Annotated in this window: 11 protein-coding genes; 3 read left to right on the forward strand and 8 right to left on the reverse strand. The window is 48.5% G+C overall.

Going from position 1 to position 21,205, the window contains the following annotated elements; translation table 11 throughout:
• Positions 1–173 precede the first annotated feature (173 nt).
• Together KOE27_RS13680 and KOE27_RS13685 are read right to left on the reverse strand one after the other, a co-directional pair.
• Positions 174–1,100 (reverse strand): RHS repeat-associated core domain-containing protein, encoded by a 927-nt coding sequence (locus tag KOE27_RS13680; RefSeq protein WP_215239423.1) that lies wholly within the window; start codon positions 1,098–1,100, stop codon positions 174–176.
• Positions 1,084–1,542: a hypothetical protein gene (locus tag KOE27_RS13685; RefSeq protein ID WP_215239424.1), complete on the reverse strand. Its 459-nt coding sequence runs from the start codon at positions 1,540–1,542 to the stop codon at positions 1,084–1,086. Before KOE27_RS13685 ends, KOE27_RS13680 begins: the two co-directional genes overlap by 17 nt.
• Before the next feature lie 290 nt (positions 1,543–1,832).
• On the opposite strand from KOE27_RS13685, the gene KOE27_RS13690 reads away from it, so the two are divergent.
• Complete coding sequence (locus KOE27_RS13690; RefSeq protein WP_215239425.1) at positions 1,833–5,150, forward strand: SusC/RagA family TonB-linked outer membrane protein; 3,318 nt, start codon at positions 1,833–1,835, stop codon at positions 5,148–5,150.
• Between the two features lie 8 nt (positions 5,151–5,158).
• On the forward strand, positions 5,159–6,937 hold the full coding sequence (locus tag KOE27_RS13695) for a RagB/SusD family nutrient uptake outer membrane protein (protein WP_215239426.1): 1,779 nt from the start codon (positions 5,159–5,161) through the stop codon (positions 6,935–6,937).
• A 265-nt stretch (positions 6,938–7,202) separates the two neighbouring features.
• On the opposite strand, the gene KOE27_RS13700 is transcribed toward KOE27_RS13695, so the two are convergent.
• Positions 7,203–8,771 carry a SusD/RagB family nutrient-binding outer membrane lipoprotein gene (locus tag KOE27_RS13700; protein ID WP_215239427.1) on the reverse strand — a complete coding sequence of 523 codons (1,569 nt, stop codon included), beginning with the start codon at positions 8,769–8,771 and terminating at the stop codon, positions 7,203–7,205.
• A gap of 26 nt (positions 8,772–8,797) precedes the next feature.
• Positions 8,798–11,986, reverse strand: a complete 3,189-nt coding sequence (locus KOE27_RS13705; protein WP_215239428.1) for a SusC/RagA family TonB-linked outer membrane protein — start codon at positions 11,984–11,986, stop codon at positions 8,798–8,800.
• Between the two features lie 348 nt (positions 11,987–12,334).
• On the opposite strand from KOE27_RS13705, the gene KOE27_RS13710 reads away from it, so the two are divergent.
• Positions 12,335–13,426: a dihydrodipicolinate synthase family protein gene (locus tag KOE27_RS13710; protein ID WP_215239429.1), complete on the forward strand. Its 1,092-nt coding sequence runs from the start codon at positions 12,335–12,337 to the stop codon at positions 13,424–13,426.
• A 186-nt stretch (positions 13,427–13,612) separates the two neighbouring features.
• Here KOE27_RS13710 and KOE27_RS13715 read toward each other — a convergent pair whose 3' ends face one another.
• From KOE27_RS13715 to KOE27_RS13730, 4 genes are all read right to left on the reverse strand, one after another.
• The gene (locus tag KOE27_RS13715; protein ID WP_215239430.1) at positions 13,613–15,256 is read right to left on the reverse strand and encodes a RagB/SusD family nutrient uptake outer membrane protein; all 1,644 of its coding nucleotides are present in this window, start codon (positions 15,254–15,256) and stop codon (positions 13,613–13,615) included.
• Between the two features lie 9 nt (positions 15,257–15,265).
• Entirely contained in the window at positions 15,266–18,757 is a 3,492-nt protein-coding gene (locus KOE27_RS13720; RefSeq protein WP_215239431.1) for a TonB-dependent receptor, read from the reverse strand.
• A 205-nt stretch (positions 18,758–18,962) separates the two neighbouring features.
• Positions 18,963–20,135 (reverse strand): FecR family protein, encoded by a 1,173-nt coding sequence (locus KOE27_RS13725; RefSeq protein ID WP_215239432.1) that lies wholly within the window; start codon positions 20,133–20,135, stop codon positions 18,963–18,965.
• A gap of 108 nt (positions 20,136–20,243) precedes the next feature.
• Positions 20,244–20,810, reverse strand: a complete 567-nt coding sequence (locus KOE27_RS13730; RefSeq protein WP_215239433.1) for an RNA polymerase sigma factor — start codon at positions 20,808–20,810, stop codon at positions 20,244–20,246.
• Positions 20,811–21,205 lie beyond the last annotated feature (395 nt).

Consider the following 21,205-nt stretch of genomic DNA (forward strand, 5'->3'; position numbering starts at 1 on the left):
TAAACCACTTATCTCTATCCACCCTGCATGCAAAAAGACAATCAAGATAATAGTACTTAACGCTACTACTAAAATATTTTTGGGAATTCGATCATTTCTTACCAAATACAAATAAATTGAGAAATCGAGAATTCCAAAGAATAAACAGTATAAAATATTCAATATCATGACTATTACTTAATAGTTTTTTCTACATTAAATCCTATTTTTATTTCAGCACCAAGACCAATATTTCCCATACCCTTAAACACAAAAGTACCTTTGTTGCCATCATTGTATCCTCCTATACCGCCACCTATATGAGCACTTCCTAATGAACCTCCAACTGTTACGCCTACTTTAAAACCAAAAACAGTAACACTAGGATTCGCTTCACCTTTAAGTAGATAAGCTCCTGCTTCCCCTCCTAAATAGGCCCCTCTTTTGTTGTTTTCACCTGTAAGAATTCCAACTGTTCCATTGGCTTCTGCTAAAAGTGCATTCCCTTCTGTGCCTAATCCAATATTGTTATTTTCTGTCCCACCTGTTAAACTTGCCGTGCCCTGCAAACCAGTTACCTTTACTCCTCCTTCAAGCGCCAAATTGCCCGCTCCCGTACCCGTAGTATTACTGTATTCTGCTCTAAAACCTGTAACATTTACATCAGCACCTCCATATTCACCAGAACCATTATACCCGGCACTATATCCTGCAACTACTCCTTTTGTTTGAGCTGTGTAAGCGAGTCCACCAGACCCATAGAACCCATCTGGCCGGACGGTAGCTTCATTTAATTGAACCACATCCTTTTCTGGATTAAACGGCGTCCTTGCGAAGTCATTAATACTGATCGTCGTATCACCGGAGGGATCAATATACAACAAAGGATTTCCAAGTCCATAACTGTAGGGAGACACATGACCAAATAGTTCAGCAGCACCATCTACCGTCCCAAATCTCCCGATCGTCGGATCATACTGCCTTGCTCCGTAATCCAGCAACCCCGTTTCCGGCTGTTTTTCCTTTCCGTTATAAAGCGGAACGCCGCCCGGATACTTATTTATACCAGCAGCCCTAGGCAAATCAAGCCCAAAAGGAAAATACTCAGTCTCTTGTACCATAGTACCCGCTTCGTTCATCACCACTTGAACGCCAGCCCGGTCGAGTATTACCGAGGTGATCTCTTAGGTAATACTCAAAACTGTAATCATTGCCATTATTAGTGATGTTGATCTGCCCTTCTTCGGTGGCGATACGGGTAAGGTAGTTACTATTATTATATTCAAATGCCCCGGCATACTTGGTGTTAACCGTGCCGTTGGTATTGCTCATCCTTAGTTTGGAACCTGCGCCATCATAGTGGTATCCGAGGGTATCACTGCCGATGGCAACTTCGCGTGGAAGATTCAGTATGTTGTAGCGGATACCACCTTCACTGATACCCCGGTTTTTGTCCATGGTAGCGTTGCCGGCTCCGTCATAGGAGGAGTTAGGAACTGCCGTTACCGGAGGTATTACGCTGATCTGGTCCGAGCCGGGGAGCCTGTCGTCCAGTCTGTACATCGCTACGCAGAATAAAGGAAATCAACATACGGGTACGTCGTTCTCCTTTCCGTTTTGTTGGTCATTATTAGATTTTTCTGAGACAAATTGAGAAATATCATATCTCGTATTTTGCAGTTATCGAGCATGTGTATGGCCCTTTCCCTGCCTGCTCGTCGTCACGCCATCGCACCAGAAATTATCATTTTGTTAAATAGCCCATTGGACAGAAGCCCGCGAAAAAGAATTCCACAATTTTGCTGCCCAGAATGCATGTTAACCCATTTTTTTCATATTAAACAATTCACAAGATGGATCGACGTATACGAAGGCGGTCAGAATTTACAGGAGCTTCACCCAAATCCGTCGCCCGATTGGCACTGATCGCCATGATAAGCGGCACCAGCTGGGCAAACACGCCCTTCCCAATGGACGTAAAGGTCAATACTTCGTTTCGGCTTATGACTGCCCAAGCCGACAGACAAATCAAAGGAAAGGTAACTGAGGGCGACACACCCAACGGGATTCCCGGCGCGAACGTTGTTGTGAAAGGCACCCAGATTGGAACGGTAACAGATGCAACAGGTAATTATTCACTTGACATTCCCGAAGGCGGTGCCATACTCGTGTTTTCATACGTAGGTTATATCAGTCAGGAAATCGCGACCGGCACACGGACCACTATCGATATCGCACTGAAGGCCGATAGCAAGTCACTGAACGAGGTGGTCGTTGTGGGTTATGGAACGCAGAAAAAAGTAAACCTGACGGGCGCTGTGGACCAGGTGGGCCAGGAAGTATTGCAAAACCGGCCGATTCCCAACCTGGCGCAAGGGCTGGTGGGGGTTGTACCTAACCTGAATATCCGTATGTTTGACGGCAAGCCCACGCAATCGCCTTCTTTTAACGTACGTGGTACTACATCAATCGGTCAGCAGGGAAGCGCACTGGTGCTGATCGACGGCGTGGAAGGTGACCCGCGCATGCTGAACCCGCAAGACATCGAAAGCATTTCGGTACTGAAAGATGCGGCTTCGGCTTCCATTTATGGAGCACGTGCCGTATTTGGCGTGGTACTCATCACGACCAAACCAGCGCCGGAAGGCAAGATGCGCGTTTCTTATACGGCCAACTACTCGATCAAAGCCCCTACGGAGATTCCTGACAACATCGTCGACTCCTATCCATGGGCGCAGGGTTTCAGCGACGCCTGGTCGCGCTGGAACGACAACGGGAGCACACCGACCGCGGTTAACAAAACGATCAGCTTCTCCCCCGCCTATCTGGCCGAGATCAAAAAGAGATATGAAGACCCGTCACTGCCAAAAGTAGAGGTAAACCCGACAACCGGTGAATATCAATACTATTACAGCACCGACTGGTACAAGGAGTTATACAAAAAGCGCCTGAGCGCACAAGATCACGCGCTTTCCATCGCCGGCGGTACCGACAAGGCAACCTACCTGCTCAGCGGCCGTTTCAATAACCAGGATGGATTGTTTCGTTACAATACGGACAAATACAGCATGTATAACTTCCGTGCAAAGGGAGGTATTCAGCTGACTTCGTGGCTGCGGGTCGATAACAACACGGAGTTTTCTTCGATGAAATACCACCAGCCATTGAACGTCGGTGAAGGAAGCGGTATTTACCGGAACATTGCTGATGAAGGCCACCCGCTGGCTCCACTACTGAACCCGGACGGAACACTTTCGTTTTCAGCAGCTTATACTGTGGGTGATTACTACTACGGCCGCAATGCCATTGACCAAACCCAACGCTTCCTGAAAAACCAGACGGCAGCGAAGGCGCAATTCTTCGATAAGGCACTCACCATCAAAGCCAACATGACCTTCCAGAGCACCGACCTTGCCACGCAGCAAAACCGTGTTCAGGTGCCATACAGCCGTACCAAGGGTGTGATCGGCTACACCGGTACCAATACCAACGACATCGCCGAAGCAAGAAATACGATCAGCTACCTGGCAACAAACTTCTATGCAGATTATGTGAAGTCGTTTAACAATGTCCACAATTTTACGATACTGGGCGGTTTCAATTACGAACGCTCGATCACTACAAACCTGGCCGCCCAGCGGAACGGTATCGTATACAGCGGCGCCGACGACATCAATCTCGCGCTGGGGCAAAGCATTACTACCAACGGTGGTTACCGCAAATGGGCCATAGCAGGGGGCTTTTTCCGCCTGAACTACAACTTCCGCGAACGATACCTGCTTGAAATAAACGGACGTTACGACGGTTCTTCGAAATTCCCGACAAACCAACAGTGGGCTTTCTTTCCATCGGCCTCAGCCGGTTGGCGCATATCGGAAGAACCATTCTGGAAAGTGAGTCCAAAAATCATTTCAAACCTGAAACTGCGTGCATCTTACGGTTCGCTGGGTAATGGTAACATAGCGCCATACGCATTCAATGAGAAGTTCAGTATTTCTCAAATGGGGCGTGTCATCAACGGAATCCGCCCGCAGGCCACAAGCCAGCCCGCCGTTGTTCCGAACGGCCTGACATGGGAGACTTCTACCACAGCCAACTTGGGTCTTGACTTCCATGCGATCAATGGTAAACTCCAATTCTCCGGGGACATTTACCAGCGTAAAACAACCGACATGTTTACTGTTGGACCAACTGTTCCTTCGATATACGGTACAAGCGTACCTAACGGAAACTATGCCGACCTGAAAACCAATGGATGGGAGCTTTCCATCAACTGGGATGACCAGTTCAACCTGGGCTCTAAGCCGCTCCACTACGGTGTACGTGTGACATTGGCCGACTACAAAGCGACGATCACCAAATACAACAACCCGGATAAAAACCTGACTGACTATTACGAAGGTCAGCGTGTGGGTGAAATTTGGGGTTACAAAGTGGCCGGGTTGTTCAGATCAGCGGACGAAATCGCCAACTCTCCATCACAGTCCAACGTACCGAACACGAACACCCGCAAGAACTACCCTGGTGACCTCAAGTTCCAGAATCTGGACGGCGACAATGTCATTTACCAGGGTTTGAACCGCGTGGGCAACTCGGGTGACAAATCGATCATCGGCAACTCCGAGCCTCGTTACACCTATGGAGTGAACCTCTCGGGTGACTGGAACGGCTTCTTCGTAGGCGGTTTCTTTCAGGGTGTGCTCAAACAAAACTGGTATCCTTCGGCAGAGGCACGTTTCTGGGGACAATACAACCGTCCATACAACGCTTACCCACGCTGGCAGCAGGACAATATGTACCGCGAAGAACTGGGTAACTTCGATGCTTATCTGCCTCGTCTGGTAGGATACATAGCGCAGGGAACAGGCCGCGCATTGCAGGTGGCCAATGACCGTTACATGCAGAATGTGGGCTACATCCGGCTGAGAAACCTGCAAATCGGTTACACCATTCCCGAACGCATCACCTCTAAAATCCACGCACGTGACCTGAAAGTGTATCTGTCAGGAGAAAACATCTGGACATGGTCACCACTTTACAAATGGACCCGCGATACGGATGTAACCAGCATTTACGGATCAGACAAAGACCTTAGCGGCGGTAGCAGCGGCGACGGATACAATTACCCGATGTTGAAATCCGTATCAATCGGGTTGTCAATCAATTTCTAATAGCAATTATGAAGACTAAAAAAATACTCAGTTATACCCTTGCCGTTTTGCTGCTCGCTACGGCAAGCTCTTGCGACCTCACAGAGGTGCCGGTAGATACCGCCACCAACCAAGCTGTTTTCAGCTCCGAGGCCGGTCTGGACCTTTACATGAACTCGTTTTACAACCTCCTCCCGGATCCGGATGTAGGCGTATTCCAGATCGACGACAACTCGGACCTCGTTGCGCGTAACGGCGTAGACGACTACCTGGCTGTCAATGCATTAAGCCCAATAACAAGCTCCGGCTGGTCCACGAACGACTGGGCGCCGCTTCGTAACATCAATTACTTTATTGAAAATGCCGAAAAGAGTACCGTACCTACCAAAAACCATTACCTCGGTACGGCACGGTTCTTCCGGGCACTGTTTTACTTTACAAAGGTCAGAAGATTTGGTGATGTGCCCTGGATCGAAAAGACGATCGATGTAAAAGACGAAGCTACTTTGTACGGAACACGCATGAACCGTTATGAAGTGATGGACAAAGTCCTGGCCGACCTGAACTTCGCCATCGACAATATAACACTCACTTCCGACGCTTCGGTAACAAGGATCACCAAGAACGTGGCACGTGCCTACAAAACGCGCATCGCATTGTTTGAGGCTTCTTGGCGGAAATACCATACCGAAGACAACAAGCAGTCGACAGCCAATGCCTGGTATGAGGAAGTTGTGAAGGAAGCCAACGCCATCACAGGTTATACGCTGCATACCAGCACGCCAGACAGGGCTTACCGTGAAATGTTCATTACAAAAACGCCTTACACAGACGAGACGATACTCTCGGTCGCGTTAAGCGCAAACCTTCAGGTGTACAGCTCTGCCAACCGCCGCTTCATTAGTCCCACCTATGGCAACCGCCCCAGCCTCACGCGCCGCTTCGTAAATACTTACCTCAATCTGGACGGAACGCCGTTCACAAGCAAGACCGGTTACGAGACGACGCCTTTTGTAGAAGAGGTAAAAAACCGCGACCTACGCTTGAAACAGACGATTCGGACCGGAGACTATGCCCGCACCGAAAACGGCGTCCCGGTTGTTGCTCCGCCAAATTTCAGCCAGACATACACTGGTTACCAGCCGATTAAATGGTGCTACGACGAGCGTTTCCCCTTCGATGACGAAAGCCGCAACGACAACGCGCACATCGTAATGCGCTATGCAGAAGTGCTTCTGAACAAGGCTGAAGCACTGGCCGAGCTTGACAAAATGACTGCCACGGAATGGACGAACACCATTGGTGCGCTGCGGAAGCGGGCAGGGATCACCGGAGCGACGCTGACGACACCGCCAACGGTAGCCGATCCATACATGATATCATTTTTCTCTAACAAATTCACTAGTCCTGTATTACTCGAAGTGTTACGCGAGAGAGGTACCGAGTTGATTTTTGAAGGACTACGTCCAGACGATTTAAGAAGATGGAAACTGGGCACCCTTTTCCAGACAGCCTCGCTGAATGGTATGTACGTACCTGATCTGGGCGAGTATGACCTGAACGGAGATGGCAAAAAAGACGTATATTTCTATCAGGGAACCAAGCCAACGTCTTCCACAACTGGCATCGCATTTGTGGATGTGTCGGCTTCTACGGCCGTGGGACGTATTCAATTGTCCAAAGGCACATCGGGTGAAGTGATGTGGAACCCCGGCCAGCGCCAGTGGGCAGACAAGAAATACCTCTACCCCATTCCCGAAGCTGAACGCACTCGGAATCCTGCTCTGGGCCAGAATCCGGGCTGGTAAGCTTACAGCTACTATCTGGTTCAACAGTACAAAAGCGGGGTCTGTCGGAAACGATAGCCTCGCTTTTGCCTTGCCAAATCATTTGGGATAAATACTACTGTTTTGTGGGTCATTCTTTGGGAACACAAACGATGACGAAGCCAAACCTTTGTAACTCCTTATTCAACAAAAGGGTTAAAAAAGTCCTTTTAGAGCACCTTTTTAACCCTTTCGTGTTACGCCGGTTTTAAAAAACCGGACAAAAGCGATGATAAATTAAAGGATATTATTGCTTATCCCACCAAACCCTCGTTTTGAAGTTATCGGCTCCCTGACGGGCCACTGCGGCCTTGTAGTTAACATCATTCAGTACAGGCTCATCCTCGGGGTAGCGTAATCTGCGTGGATAAGTACCATCCGTTTCGTTACTTGGATAATTAATCGGTGTAAGTTTGGGATATCCCGATCGGCGTACGTTGGCGAATGCTTCAAGACCGTTCATGAAACATGCTGCCCAGTACTGTGAATTGATCTGCTCGTAAGCTTTTTCTTTGTCGGCAGTACCAACGAAAGGATTGGCTGTCAGATAGGTATTGATCTCTGCATCGGTAATAACCGCCGTGGCTTCGTATTTAGCCAGGTTTTTCATCGCGCCTGTTACACCATTTTTGTAAAATGCAGCTGCATCACCGGTGATCCAGCCACGAACAGCCGCTTCGGCGAGCATCAGCTGCACTTCACCATAGGTAATCAACATTCTTGGGCCATCCAGTTTGGCATAAATGTCCCGGTTGATACCGGAATACTGATGCCCGCCCGCAGGATTACTATTGTCATAACTAGGATCCGACTTAATGGTAACCAGGTTGAATCCGTTTGGCATTCCTTTCTGAATAGCAGGATCAGTATTCTTGGTAGAAGCTTTGGCCGGATCGGTATATACGGCCACTGTATATTTGAGCCTTGGATCATTGCGGCTCTTAAGGAAATTAAAGAAGGTGGCACTAATCTTGCCTGGATTGGGTCCGGATACGGAAAGTGTCCAGCTATCTTCATTTACAAGCGCCTGGTTAGCTCCCGTTTTGTCCGGAAACCTTACGAATGCGTTGTCATCAACCGAGGTAAATACTCCCCCGGCAAAAGCCTTTTTCACCCAGGCTTCGGCTGTTGCAGGCTCTACTTTCTGCAGACGCATACCCAGGCGCAGCATCAGAGAATATCCGAATTTTTTCCATTTGGCAACATCACCGGCATAGATGATATCAGCTGTAACAGGGCCTTTTGAAGCGTCCAGCTTTCCGATGGCATCCTCAAGCTCCGACAGCATACTGTAATAGATATCCTTCTGGGTATCATATTTGGGTTTGTAGTTCTGGGTGTAATACCCGAGATTGGCCTCCGAATAAGGAACATCGCCATACATATCTGTCAGGCGGTGGTAGATCAACGTTTTCCAGATCCTCGCCATGTTGTACAGATTGCTGAGCTCTGGTTTGTCCTTGGATAACACCAGGGCATCTTCCAATAATTTACTACCTCCGGTACCTGGGTTAAAGGTATTCTTCCACAGACTCTCACTTCCCCCTTTGTTGTACACATATTTGTCACCAAAGAAATCAAACGTTCCGGCATCACTCAGGGTTGCAAACTGCTGTACAAAAGGTTCCGCATAGTGTAATGAAGTACCGTTGTCCCCTCGGGATGAGAAAAGCTGTGACGAGGTAAACAGGTAAGCGGGGTTGAAAATCTCAGCAGTTGCCGCATTGGGATCTTTATTCAGTTCTTCAAAATCGCCATCGCAGCCGGACATGAGCATCACGCCGCTTGCCAATAACAGGCTAAGTATCTTTTTCATTTTTTAATATTTTTTCAGTTCCTGACTTAGAATTTCAAATTCACGTTAAATCCATAACTTCTGGTTGGCGGAAGTTGGGTTGATTCAATACCCTGATCATTACCTGCGGAAATGTTGGTTTCCGGATCAATACCAGGAGTATGTTTCATCAGAATAGCAAGGTTACGCCCTACGAGTGAAACACTTGCCCCTTTGATAAATCCGATTTTTTCATACAATGCACGCGGCAGACTGTAAGTCAGCGATACATAACGGAGTTTGATAAAACTTGCGTTATACAGATAATCATCTATCGCGTCACGGCGTCTTACAATGATATCACGGTTGTTAACCTGAGCAGCCGTTACCAATACTTTGTTTTCTTCTCCCGTCTCGGTCACACCTGGCAAAACCACTCCGTTCTCTCTACCCAGTAACGACCGGTACGACATCCCACGGTGTTCCAGGTTATAATTGGTATTGGAGTAGATCAGTCCGCCGAACTTGCCATCTACCTGAGCCGACAAAGTAAGCGCTTTATAACTGAATGTATTGGTGATACCGGTTGTCCAACGCTGTATACCCGAACCAAATGCCTTTACATCTGTAGGAACAATAGGCAGACCTTTGGCATCCATTACATCCCGGCCATTGGCATCCCGTTTGATGGTACGCCCCACAATCTGTGAATATTCCTGACCTACAACCTGTTTGAGGAAAACCTTCGTGGCCGTGGCCATCAGAAGCTCGTTGGTGGTATTGGAAATTTTCAGGACTTTGCTTTTGTTATAAGCCATATTCAAGGTTACATCCCAGCTGAAATCCTTTTTGGTGATCGGCCGTACGGTAAACAGTGCTTCAACACCACGGTTACGTAACTCTCCCACTGTCACCACAGCACCGCTATAACCCGTAACCGTTGTTAAGCTTTGCTCGGTAATGTCATTGGTCGATACTCTATTGTAGGCAGCAAAATCAAGACCAACTTTGTTGTTAAACAAACGCAGGTCCATCCCCACTTCCAACTCGTTCACACTAAGCGGGCGCAGGTTTTTATTAGGAACGATGGGTTGGTTGATGGTTCCCAGTGGCTTACCGTCATAGCTGTAAGGTAGTACGCCATAGGTCAGGTTAAGCTTATAGGGATCCGTATCTCCCCCTACAGCAGCATAGGAGGCTCTGAATTTGGCAAAACTGATCGCCCTGGGCAGATCGAAGGCATCCGAGACCACATAACTAACGCTGGCAGATGGATAAAAATAGTTATTGGACTCTGGGCTAAGCGTTGAAAACCAGTCGTTCCTGCCCGTTACGTTCAGATACAGATAATTTCGGAAAGCAAGTTCAGCAGTACCAAAGAGCGAGTTGATTTTTTTATCATAAATAGAAGTAAGCGTGGTACGCACCGAAGTATTATTGATCACTTCCAGACGCGGTGTGATGATCCCTGCACCACTGATATTGGTACCATCGTTGTGCCTCGACATCAGGTTACCTCCCAGGTTTACTGTCAGGTTGAAGTCCTTGCTTAAGGCTTTGTTCAGTCCCAGCATCCCTTCAAAGTTTCTTTCGTAGAAAACGGAATTGATCTGGTCAATCTGCCCGTTCGGACGATAGCCCGTGCCTTCCGGTACGATTTTGTTCAATTTCAGAGAATAGTAGTCCTGCCCTGCCTTTGCTTGCAGAAACAGCCAGTCGGTAATATTCCAGCGAGCGTTCACCGCAGCAATGAAACGATCCTTCTGTGATTTGTTACTGATCCGATTTAACGCATAATACGGATTGGTAGCACCTCTGTCGGTACCCAGTACTTTTTCAACGTATGTAGTAGGATTGTACCCCGGAGCCAGCGCACTGGTAGGCATGTTGCTGTTTACAAACAAAATGGTCCCGACACTGTTTGCATTGTTACTTTCCAGCACATAACGATTGTTCACCTCCTCGTTGATGTAATCCACATTGGCACTGATGGCAATGTTTTTAGTCGCATTCTGGTTGATGCTCAGGCTGATATTGTCCCGGCGCATTTTGGCATTGGGAACAATCCCCTGGTTCCGCATATCCGTAATACCTACCCTGAAATTACCTTTGTCCCCACCACCGGTAAAGGCTACGTTGTTGGACGAGGTATGCCCGGTACCATAGAAATCCTTCAAAACCTGGTCTTTCACATAAGAATATGGTCTTTCCACACCATCCAGCTGGATAGTTGGTAGTCCATCGTACTTGGCGCCCCAGTGATTTTGACCGTGCGCAGCAGCATTGTCCATACTGATGGGTTTAACTCCGTTGTACCCCTGTCCGTATTCCTTTTGCAGCTCCCACATAAAAAAAGGTACTTCCCAGGTATTGTTGGTATTGAACTCGATACCGATACCCTTGTTGCCCTTACCTGATTTGGTCGTGATGATGATCGCACCGTTTCTGGCTCGGGAACCATACAAGGCAGCAGCGGCCGCTCCTTTGAGGACGGTCATTTCCTCTACATCATCGGGGTTGATACTGGATATGTTATCACCCCAATCCGGATTATCATCTTTGCTGCGTCCGAATTTCGTATTATCCATTGGCAAGCCATTGATGATAAACAGCGGAGCGTTATCCCCTGCAATCGAAGTATTTCCACGGATAGTAATCCGGGTAGCACCGGCTGGTCCTGCCGCTGAACCTGATACGTTCACACCCGCCACTTTTCCTGCCAGAGATGCTGCAATATTGGTTTCCCTGGTTTTTGTAAATGCCCCTCCGTCAATTTTGCTTACGGAATAGCCCACCGCTTTCACATCCTTTTTGATACCCAAAGCGGTCACGACCACCTCATTTAAGGATTTGGTATCAATCTCCATTTTTACTTCAAGATTGGTACTGTTTCCAAGCTGTACCTCCTGCACCTTGTAGCCCACAAATGAAAATACGAGGACGGCATTGGTAGAGGGCACGTCGATTGAAAAAACACCATCCACATCGGTTGTCGTACCCTGCTGGCTACCCTTTACCAATATGTTCACCCCAGGCAGTACAGCGCCTTTGTCGTCCGTCACTTTTCCTTTGATTGTTTCCAGAGGATTAACGGCTATCCTGGTTTCTGACACTTTGCTTTTCCGGAGTACGGAGCCAAATGGTTCGGCTGCCTGCACCGCAGATGCCGTTAAAACGGCCATAGCAATGATTAAGCTACATCTTTTGCCTACCTGTACAAAAGGTGTACCCTGTTCTGGTAGAATTTTCTGTTTCATTAAGTTAACTGGGTTTAAGGTTAAAATTATCTTTCGCGCTTTTTTTTCCATTTTTGGTCTGAAAAAGTGGGTGAATAATAACCTTATGTACGCCAGACACCCAAAATTGGGCCTTCGATAAATTCTATTTAAAAAAAATAAATTACCAAACAGCAAAATACAATCTCCACATAAGTCTGTTCAATCTCCGAATTCGCATATTTGAATGGTTTTGGCAGGTATTTTGGCAAGGATAACTCTTGGAAAAGTTACAAGACAAAAAAAATAATTTTGGCCGGATAAGACCGTATTCCCTTTTTTTAAGTACTTGTTTTAAAGCACAGATTAATCCTAAATCCTAATGCCATAATGAAAAAAGACACCCAGCTTTCCAGGAGAGCATTTTTAGAAAAAGTACCTCCCGTCACGCTCAGCCTGCTGGCTGCGGGCCAGCTCATGGCCCCCGTTCGTGCGGAATCGGCCAGTTCCAGCGCAGGTCAGCCCCACTACTATGGAGGCGATATACATCCTGCCGACCTGAAGAAGTTTGTTCCGGTCATGGTCACGCCACTCGACAGCAATAAAAAAATTGATTACGATAAGGTTTCTCTGCTGGTTGATTTCTACCTGGCCGCAGGCGCCAGGGGTTTTTTTGCCAATTGCCTCAGCAGCGAAATGTTTTTTATGGATGATGCCGAAAGAATTGCACTCACGCGGCATGTGGTAAAGTACGTCAATGGCCGGGTGCCGGTAGTTTCCACTGGCTCGTTTGGGAATTCGATGAAAGAAAAAGTTGCTTTCGCACGAAAAATCAATGATACAGGGGTAGATGCCGCTATTCTGATCACCAGCCATTTCGCCGAAAAAGACGAGAGCGACCAGAAACTGATCAATAATTTTGAAGAATTTTTCGAAAAGACCGGAGACATCCGGCTGGGCACCTATGAATGTCCTCGTCCCTACAAACGGATTATCACACCAAAAGTTTTTAAGTTTCTGGTTTCTAACGACCGCCTGATCTACCACAAGGATACCTCCGAGGATATCGCTAACATAGCTGCAAAACTGGAGATAGCCCGTGGGACAAAAATGGAATTATATAATGCGCACAGTGCTACGGTACTGAAAGCACTGCAACTGGGAGCCAGGGGGATGTCACCGGTATCTGGAAATTTTTATCCGGAAATCCATACATGGCTTTGTGAAAATGTGAATAATCCGGCCAAATCGGCAGATGCCGAATGGATACAGTCGGAGATTGCAAAGATGGAACCCGTAATCGGGAAATATTATCCGCTCAGCTCCAAATATTTCCTGCGTAAACGAGGTTTCCCGATAGAAGTTATAAGCAGGTCGAACAGCCGCGAAATACCTGCCGACCAGGCACAAATCCTGGACAATAGTTATAAAACTTTTTTAAGCTGGTGCGACAGGCTGCGAATCAAACCAGCTACTGTTTAGCGTCTGAAGCTGTTACTCCGTCACTTTAGCTGTAAACGATTTGAGAATCCCGGCCGGGGCATTCCTTTCTCTGGGATGGTTACCGACCGGGATTTGTTCAGCTATTATCAAGCAAATCCGTTTCAGGCAAAACTTAGCTAAAAGCTAACAGCTAATCGCTAACAGCCAATTGCCTGCAGTATATCCCTAGTTATAACCCGGATTCTGCGGAAACGCCTCTCCCCTGCCTTCTGTCCGGTCGATCTGCGCTTGCGGAATAGGACGGAGGACGTGAAAATCCTTGATGTTCGGTGCCGCCACCGGGTTGTATTTCCTCACCCTTTCCACCAGCTTATTGGTCCGTTTCAGGTCAAACCACCGCATATACTCACCCGAAAGTTCACGGGATCTTTCGTCGAGGATAAAATCGAGGTTGAGATCGGCCGCCTTTACTTCCATTGCTTTTTTGTTCGCTTCCGTTTCGGCTGCTGTGGCGCCAGTTCTGGCTGCCCTTCGGCGCACAGTATTTACAAAAGTAACCGCTTCGTCGGCTTTTCCATCCAGAAGCAGGGCTTCAGCGGCCAGCAGGTATGTATCGGCAAGGCGGAAAACCACAAAATCACGGGTTCCCTTTGCCTCATTGATCGAAATCCGGTTGGGATCCAGGTACTTGCTCAGGCTTGGAAAAATTCCGGTGGTATACTCGCTGGGGCCAAAGATCACATATCTTTTGCCAGCCTTCTGCGCAGGTGTCACCTCTGTCGGAGAAAGGTAAAACGATGTATCCCCGAGTGCCATCTGCACCTGTTTCCCGTTGATGGTATACGTGCCTGGTTTGTTGCAATACCATACGCGCTGGAAAGACTTCTCGTTACGCGAGTCGTATGCGTTGTATAAATTCAGCATGTAGTTGTTAGGCTTGTAATGTGCCCAGGGACGGCCATTGGGCAGATCCCTGTACATACCGGGCTGTCCTTCGTAACCCATGATATAAAACATGTGGGCATTATTCCCATTTCCGTTGGTCAATACGTTGGTGCTGTATTGGACAGAAAATATAACCTCGTTGTTGACTTCGTTTCCGATTTTATAAATCATCCAGAAATCATCGAGCAGTTTGGGGCCGTTTGGCGTTGCGATGGCTTCCTTTGCAAATGTTGCCGCTTTGGTGTAATCTCCCGGCTGGGCTACTTTTGATGCGCCACGGGTGAGATATACCCGGGCCAGGAAATGTTTGGCAGCCGGCAAGGTGGCACGCCCGAAACCGGAGGCTGTCACGGGCAGGTTAGCTACGGCAAAGTTGAGGTCGTCAATGATCACCTTGTATACATCTTCGATGGGAGACCGTTTGGCAATGGTGGAGGCACCCTGCGTTTCGACCAGCGTAATATGTACGGGGCCGAAAATCTCCACGAGCATATAGTAGTAGTATGCCCTCAAAAACCTGGCTTCGGCAATCCTTGTGTTCTTTAAGGCTTCCGTCACACCGGTTACTTTGGGTGCCCGTTCGATCACCGCATTACAGGTATTGATCGCTTCGTAAAATGCATTCCATGGGCCGGAAACCATGCCGCTGGCAGAATGGATGTTGGCGGTGTACCCGTTAAAGGCCGGGTCGGCACTTCCGGTGGTGTATTCGTCGGTGCCGTAAACGGATAAAAAGCCCCCGTTTTGCGTTCCGTACCAGGTCCTCAGATAGCTGTATGCAGCATTCACACCATCCTCCATACCAAGGGCTGTGTTGAGGTGTTCATTGGATATTTCGGTACGAACGTCTTCTTCCAGCATATTTTCGCAGGAAACGAAAACCAGTGATGTCAGTAAAAGCGACAGAATAAGTATTTTCTTCATGATTTCAGATCAAAATTTAATGTTCAGACCAAGCAGGTAATTCACGACGGCCGGGTTATCCATAATCTCGGGGTCAATACCCTTGTTCTTACTGACGTAGGAAGAGAAAATGAACGGATTGGTAATATTGAAGCTCAGCCTTACCGACTGCGACCGGATCTTTTTCACCAGGTCCGTCGGTACATTGTAGCCGAAATTGATATTCCGGATTCTGATAAATGAGCCATCGAAATATTTCAGCGTGCTTCCGAAAACCGGTCCAGGGCTGCCCGACTGGCCGTTGATGGGACGCGGATAAGCATTGGTCGGATTGTTGGGAGTCCAGTAGTCGACATCCAGCATATTGTACCGGCCGCCGAGGGCGATGGTATTGTTCGGCGTGCTGTGATGCGCACTCGCCAGAAGACTGCCCGCTCTGGCCACTGCGAAGATGGCGAGATCAAAACCCTTCCAGGCAAAACGGTTGTTGAAGCCGAACGTCCACGACGGATTGCGATTGCCCAGGATGGTCCGGTCGCCCGGGTCGATAACGCCGTTGCCATTCCGGTCGGCCACTTTGATCTGCCCCACTGAAGAACTGTACTTTTTGGCCTCATCCTCCTGCCCCAGCTGCCATATACCCGTTTTTTCGTAGTCATAAAAAACGCCCAGCGGTTTCCCGATAAAACGGGCGTTGCCGATGTCGTCTACTTTGCCCTGCGAAAGCATGAGGATTTTCTCTTTATTATAGGCTAAGTTAAGATCCGTACTCCATTCGAAACCGCCGCTGCCGGATACGATGTTGTTGCTCCCGAGTGTCACTTCCACGCCTGAGTTGCTGGTGGAGCCCACGTTGGTAAGCGTTCCGGAGTAGCCGGTGGTGTTGGGGAGTAATTTTTCCAGCAGCAGATCGGTGGTTTCCGCCTTGTAAACTTCTACGGTACCCGTAAACCGGTTGTTCACAAACCCAAAGTCAACACCGGCATTCAGCGTGGCAGTGGATTCCCACCGGAGATCCGGATTGCTGATCGAAGAAGGGCGACGGCCAAAAGCGGTTGTTCCGTTATAGTCATACGCTGTGGTCGATAACAGGCCCTGGGTCTGATAGGGATCAATACCCGTATTACCGATTTTCCCGTAACTTACTCTTACTTTCAGATTACTCAGCTGACGGAAACTTTTCATAAACGCTTCGTCCGAGAGGTTATAGGCAAAAGCCGCGGACGGGAAAAAACCCCATTTGTTGCCCGGGGCAAAACGCGATGATCCATCCGCACGTGCGGTTAATGTCAGCAGGAAACGGCTGTCGAAGGCGTAATTCAACCGCCCCATATAGGAAAGGATTGTCCATTTTTCGTAACCGCTCCCCACACCCGAAATCGTATTGGCGGCGCCCAGGTTGTAATATTCAACCGATTCGGCCGGCAGATTCGTCACGTTCACCGAGCTTGATTCCGACGTCCGGTCCTGGATACTGTACAAACCCGTTACGTTGATTTTATGTTTGTTGGCGATGATTTTATCGTAGGTCAGCATGTTTTCCCAGGTATAGGAGAAAACGAAATTTTCGGAACTGCCTCCGGCCGGAAGTCCGCCCTGCCGAGAGGTTGTATTGGATTTCTGGAAATTCCCCTTCCGGCTGTTGACCAGATCGGGGCCGAAGTTCATACGGAATTTGAGTCCGTCAATCAGCTCCGCCTCCCCGTACATGCTGCTTAACAAGCGAAATCTTTTTTCTTTGTTGATCACCGCCCCGGGAACAAAGTCTGTGAGCAGGTTGTACATCAGGGCATCACCCGTCGGGAAGGGTACCAGGTTCCCTTCCGCATCATAAGGAGAACCCAGCGGAGTTTGCACCAGAGAGGCCATGTAGGGATTGATATCGCCTCCATTGCGCTCACTGAAAGTACCTAGCATGGAAATACCCAGTTTGATCCGCGTATTGATATCCTGGTCGAGGTTGATACGTGTGGTATATCGTTTATAATCCTGGTTGCTGAAATACCCGCGGTCGTTGAGATAACCCATCGACAGATTATAGCGGGTGGTGCTGGAACCGCCCAGTACGCTCAGCTCATGGTTTTGAGAAAATCCGCTTTTGGCGATCAGGCTGGGCCAGTCCGTATAGCGGCCGTTTTTGATGGCCTGTATCTCACCGGGCTCAAATATTTTGGCATCCGACGCTTCGGGGGTAGCATCATTGTAGTTGTTGGTGGCGCGGTTTGCCTCCCTTTTGAATTCGACAAACTGCGGACCGTCGAACACATCGGCGTAACGTACGATTTTGGTCGCCCCAAACCAGGTATTGTAACTCAACGTTGGCGCGCCTACTTTTCCCCTTTTGGTCGTGATGATAATTACACCGTTGGCGCCTCTGGACCCGTAAATGGCGGTCGCCGAGGCGTCTTTCAGCACTTCCATGGACGCGATATCATTGGGACTGATGTCGTTGAAGCCGCCGGAAATCGGGATTCCGTCGACCACATACAATGGATCGTTTCCGCCCCGCACCGAGCGGTTTCCCCTGATCCGTACGGTCGGTTCGGAGCCGGGTTTGTTGGATGTTTGGGTGACATACACACCGGCAGCACGGCCCTGCAGCATCTGCTGTGCGTTGGTGACGGGCACTTCCTTCAGGGTTCTTTCATTAATGGAAGAAATGGCTCCGGTGATATCCTTGCGGGTCTGAGACCCGTAACCCACCACAACTACTTCATTCAACGCCTTGGTATCCACCTTCATAGATACATCTATGCTGCTGCGATTCCCCACCACGACTTCCTGTGACAAGTACCCTACGAAGGAAAAGATCAGGACCGGATTGACGCTTTCCTGCGAGCCTTCAAGTATGGACAGGCTGAAATTCCCCTCCGTATCGGAAGTCGTCCCGCGCTGCGTGCCTTTCAGTACAATGCTCACCCCGGGGAGTCCATGGCTCTGCTCATCCGTGACGCGGCCACGAATATCTACCAAAGCTGGTTTATATTCTGAAATACGGCTGGATAGCAGGTCTTCTATTTTACTTTCAGATTTGCTTTCCACGCGTGGTATAGCCGGCTCCTTCTGAATAAAAGACGAATTGTTGTTTCGCGGTAGAGCCGCCTCCTTTTTTTTGATCACGATGGTCTTCTCCACAATCATATAGGTCAGCGGCTGATCGTCGAGCAGTATATCCATGGCCTGTTTTACAGACACGTTCTGAAGGGACACGCTTACCTTTTTTGTTTGTTTCAAAAGGTTGTTTTCATACCAGAAAATAAAGCCGGTCTGTCTCTTTATTTCCTTCAGTATTCTTTCCACAGATGCGTTCTTTTCTTTCAGCGTGACACTTTGAGCCCGTCCGTCCGCAAATACATGAACACATGCCAAGGCAATGATGAAGGCAGTCAGTTTGATCCGCATAACTATTTGTTTTTTAATATTCGGACGAATCCGGATCACCGAGGGAATGCTGTTGAGACTTCGCTCAATAAACAGCCACGCTTTTTCGGAAAAAGCGGTCTGATACGTACAAAAATTCATACTTTTGTTTTGTTGGGTTTAATGAATAAAAAATCTGTCGAAAGTTTTGTGGCCTTACGGCCAGTTCGTTAGCTCCACATGCCATCTGTCGAGGATGGCTTTGGCCGGAAGTGTTGGTAGCACTTTCGGCTTTTTTATGAAGCCGATGGTTGGCGCTAGTTTCCTCGTTTCATACTTGCTGGGTTTAGATTGAAATTTGACAGGGTTAAGGTGTTACAATAATTGTCTTCCCTCTTACTTTAAAATGGATATTATTGAGTTCCAGTACCTTCAGCAAGCTCGACAGCTGAGCGTTTCTGGAGATACCACCGGTAAACAGGCGCTGCGGTATATCTCCCTCATATTCCACCTTCACGTCATACCATCGTTCTACCTGCCGCATGATGGTTTTGATGTCGGCGTCCTTGAAGGCGATGAGCCCGTTTTTCCATGAAATAGATTCCTCCGGGTCGATTCCGCTTCGGACCATGAAACCGTCCCGCCCATTGTATTCCGACTGCTGTCCCGGTTTCAGTAAGCTTGCATTTCTGGTCCCTGTTTTGGACACACGTACACTTCCTTCAAGCAGGGTCGTTTTAATAACCTTTTCGTCCGAATAGGCCATGATGTTAAAATGCGTTCCCAGCACTTCTACGAGCTCTTTGTTGTTCACGTTGATTCGAAAAGGTACCGGTCTTTTTTTGTCGTCCTGTTGTTTGGCAATTTCAAAGTAGCCCTCACCCGTGAGGCTAACGCGCCGGTCGGTATGATCAAATGTAGTGGGGTAATGCAGGGACGAGGCCGCATTCAGCCACACCTTGCTTCCGTCGGGCAATACAACCCGGAACTGCCCGCCCCGCGGCGTTTTGATCGTATTAAAAGTGACTGGCCCGACTGGGTCACTGAGTCTTTCATAGATCAGTTCACCATCCTTTTTGCTGATACGGAATCCCTTGTCTTCCTTTAAGGCTCCGTTGGCCAGTTCGTTTAGTTTCAGCACAGAACCATCGCCCAGCGTCAGCGTCGCTTTGTCGCCGCCGGGAGCGATATCTCCCGTGACGGCAGCGATTTCAGGTGTGGCTGTATTTTTTTCTTTCACCCAAAAATAGGTACCTGCCCCCAGCAGCAAAAGCAGAACTGCCGCCGCTGCAACGGAGAATCTGAACAAAGGGACAACTTTCCGTGGTTTGACAAACCGGGTCTGACTCAGTATGGCTGACAAAAGGCGATCACGATGTGCCTGCTCATCGGCTGCCAGGGACTCCGGAATGAGTACTTCCTGGTTCTGATCCGCGTTGTACCAACTGGCAAACTCCTTCTTCTCATCTTCGGTAATGGACCCATCCAGCCATTTGCCGGCTAGTTCCTGGTAACGCACGTCGGGTATTTTTAATGACATAAGTAAAGAGGCTTATATCAATAAGTGCCCTCAGGCAGGTCAATCCCTTAGTCCGGACCCAAAAAAATGTATTATTTTTTTTAAAAAGTAGATTTAAGCACGAACACCCTACAACAGAGTCGTGAAAAGGAACTGATTCAGGCCGGTACGGAGGGTCCTGAGTGCCTTGCCCAGATGCGCTTCAACGGTTTTCTCCGCAATGCCGAGCTCCTCGGCGATCTGCTTTTGTGAGTACCCCGCATCGCGGCTGAGCTGGTAAACGAGCCTGCACTTTTCAGGCAATTCGGCAACCAGTTCGCTCAAACGGTGCCGGAGTTCCTCAAAGTCCAGCCATTCCTGGGTAGAATCGTCAAGAATATCGTTCAGGTGCAGGCTGTGATCGGCAAATTTCTGAAAGTTATTCCTTTTGGCCAGCGCCTTGATCACCTGGTACTTGACCGAAACGGTGAGGTAGTTTTTGAGGGACGACGTGAGCTGGAGTTGCTCCCTCCTGTTCCAAAGCGAAACGAAAAGATCCTGTACAATTTCCTCCGCTTCGTCCAGATCACCGGTTTTGTTCGCCGCCACCACCAGGATCGTTTTCCAGTAGCGGTTGAATAGCTCCGTAAAACTCTTTTCATCTCCCTGTTGCATCAAGTGGAGAAGTTCAGAATCGGTGAGGAGCTCGACAGACATACGCCAGTAATGTAATTATTGAAACAACAAATGTAACAAATTATTTAGCAGGTTTGTAAACCTGCGGGCGGGCAACGGTACTGGCAGAGGATCCCCTGCCGGTCCTGATGTTTCCCATACCCCACACCCGGGGAGAGATGATACTATTTTGTTCCCATGTTAAAATGCTGTGATTGAATAAACAATTCTCTTCGTTACAAATCTAACCTGCGGGTCAGCCGCCAAGCGGGTCGGGCCGGTAACAGCCCTGCCCTAACCACTCAATTTATCCTGATTATGACGTATATCAGCAACGGATTAGGAACCCGGTGACAGGATAAACTCCTTAAATCCCTTCTGAATCAGCCACATGAAAAATAGTATTACAAAAGCAAACAAAAGTAGAGGAACCGAAA

It is taken from the genome of Dyadobacter sp. CECT 9275 (assembly GCF_907164905.1).
In the GTDB taxonomy this organism is placed as follows: domain Bacteria; phylum Bacteroidota; class Bacteroidia; order Cytophagales; family Spirosomataceae; genus Dyadobacter; species Dyadobacter helix.

What these genes read in the sequence shown, in the direction of transcription:
- KOE27_RS13680 (WP_215239423.1), bottom strand. Translation starts at nt 1,100, where the DNA reads ATGGTACAAGAGACTGAGTATTTTCCTTTTGGGCTTGATTTGCCTAGG.
- KOE27_RS13685 (WP_215239424.1), bottom strand. Translation starts at nt 1,542, where the DNA reads ATGTACAGACTGGACGACAGGCTCCCCGGCTCGGACCAGATCAGCGTA.
- KOE27_RS13690 (WP_215239425.1), top strand. Translation starts at nt 1,833, where the DNA reads ATGGATCGACGTATACGAAGGCGGTCAGAATTTACAGGAGCTTCACCC.
- KOE27_RS13695 (WP_215239426.1), top strand. Translation starts at nt 5,159, where the DNA reads ATGAAGACTAAAAAAATACTCAGTTATACCCTTGCCGTTTTGCTGCTC.
- KOE27_RS13700 (WP_215239427.1), bottom strand. Translation starts at nt 8,771, where the DNA reads ATGAAAAAGATACTTAGCCTGTTATTGGCAAGCGGCGTGATGCTCATG.
- KOE27_RS13705 (WP_215239428.1), bottom strand. Translation starts at nt 11,986, where the DNA reads ATGAAACAGAAAATTCTACCAGAACAGGGTACACCTTTTGTACAGGTA.
- KOE27_RS13710 (WP_215239429.1), top strand. Translation starts at nt 12,335, where the DNA reads ATGAAAAAAGACACCCAGCTTTCCAGGAGAGCATTTTTAGAAAAAGTA.
- KOE27_RS13715 (WP_215239430.1), bottom strand. Translation starts at nt 15,256, where the DNA reads ATGAAGAAAATACTTATTCTGTCGCTTTTACTGACATCACTGGTTTTC.
- KOE27_RS13720 (WP_215239431.1), bottom strand. Translation starts at nt 18,757, where the DNA reads ATGAATTTTTGTACGTATCAGACCGCTTTTTCCGAAAAAGCGTGGCTG.
- KOE27_RS13725 (WP_215239432.1), bottom strand. Translation starts at nt 20,135, where the DNA reads ATGTCATTAAAAATACCCGACGTGCGTTACCAGGAACTAGCCGGCAAA.
- KOE27_RS13730 (WP_215239433.1), bottom strand. Translation starts at nt 20,810, where the DNA reads ATGTCTGTCGAGCTCCTCACCGATTCTGAACTTCTCCACTTGATGCAA.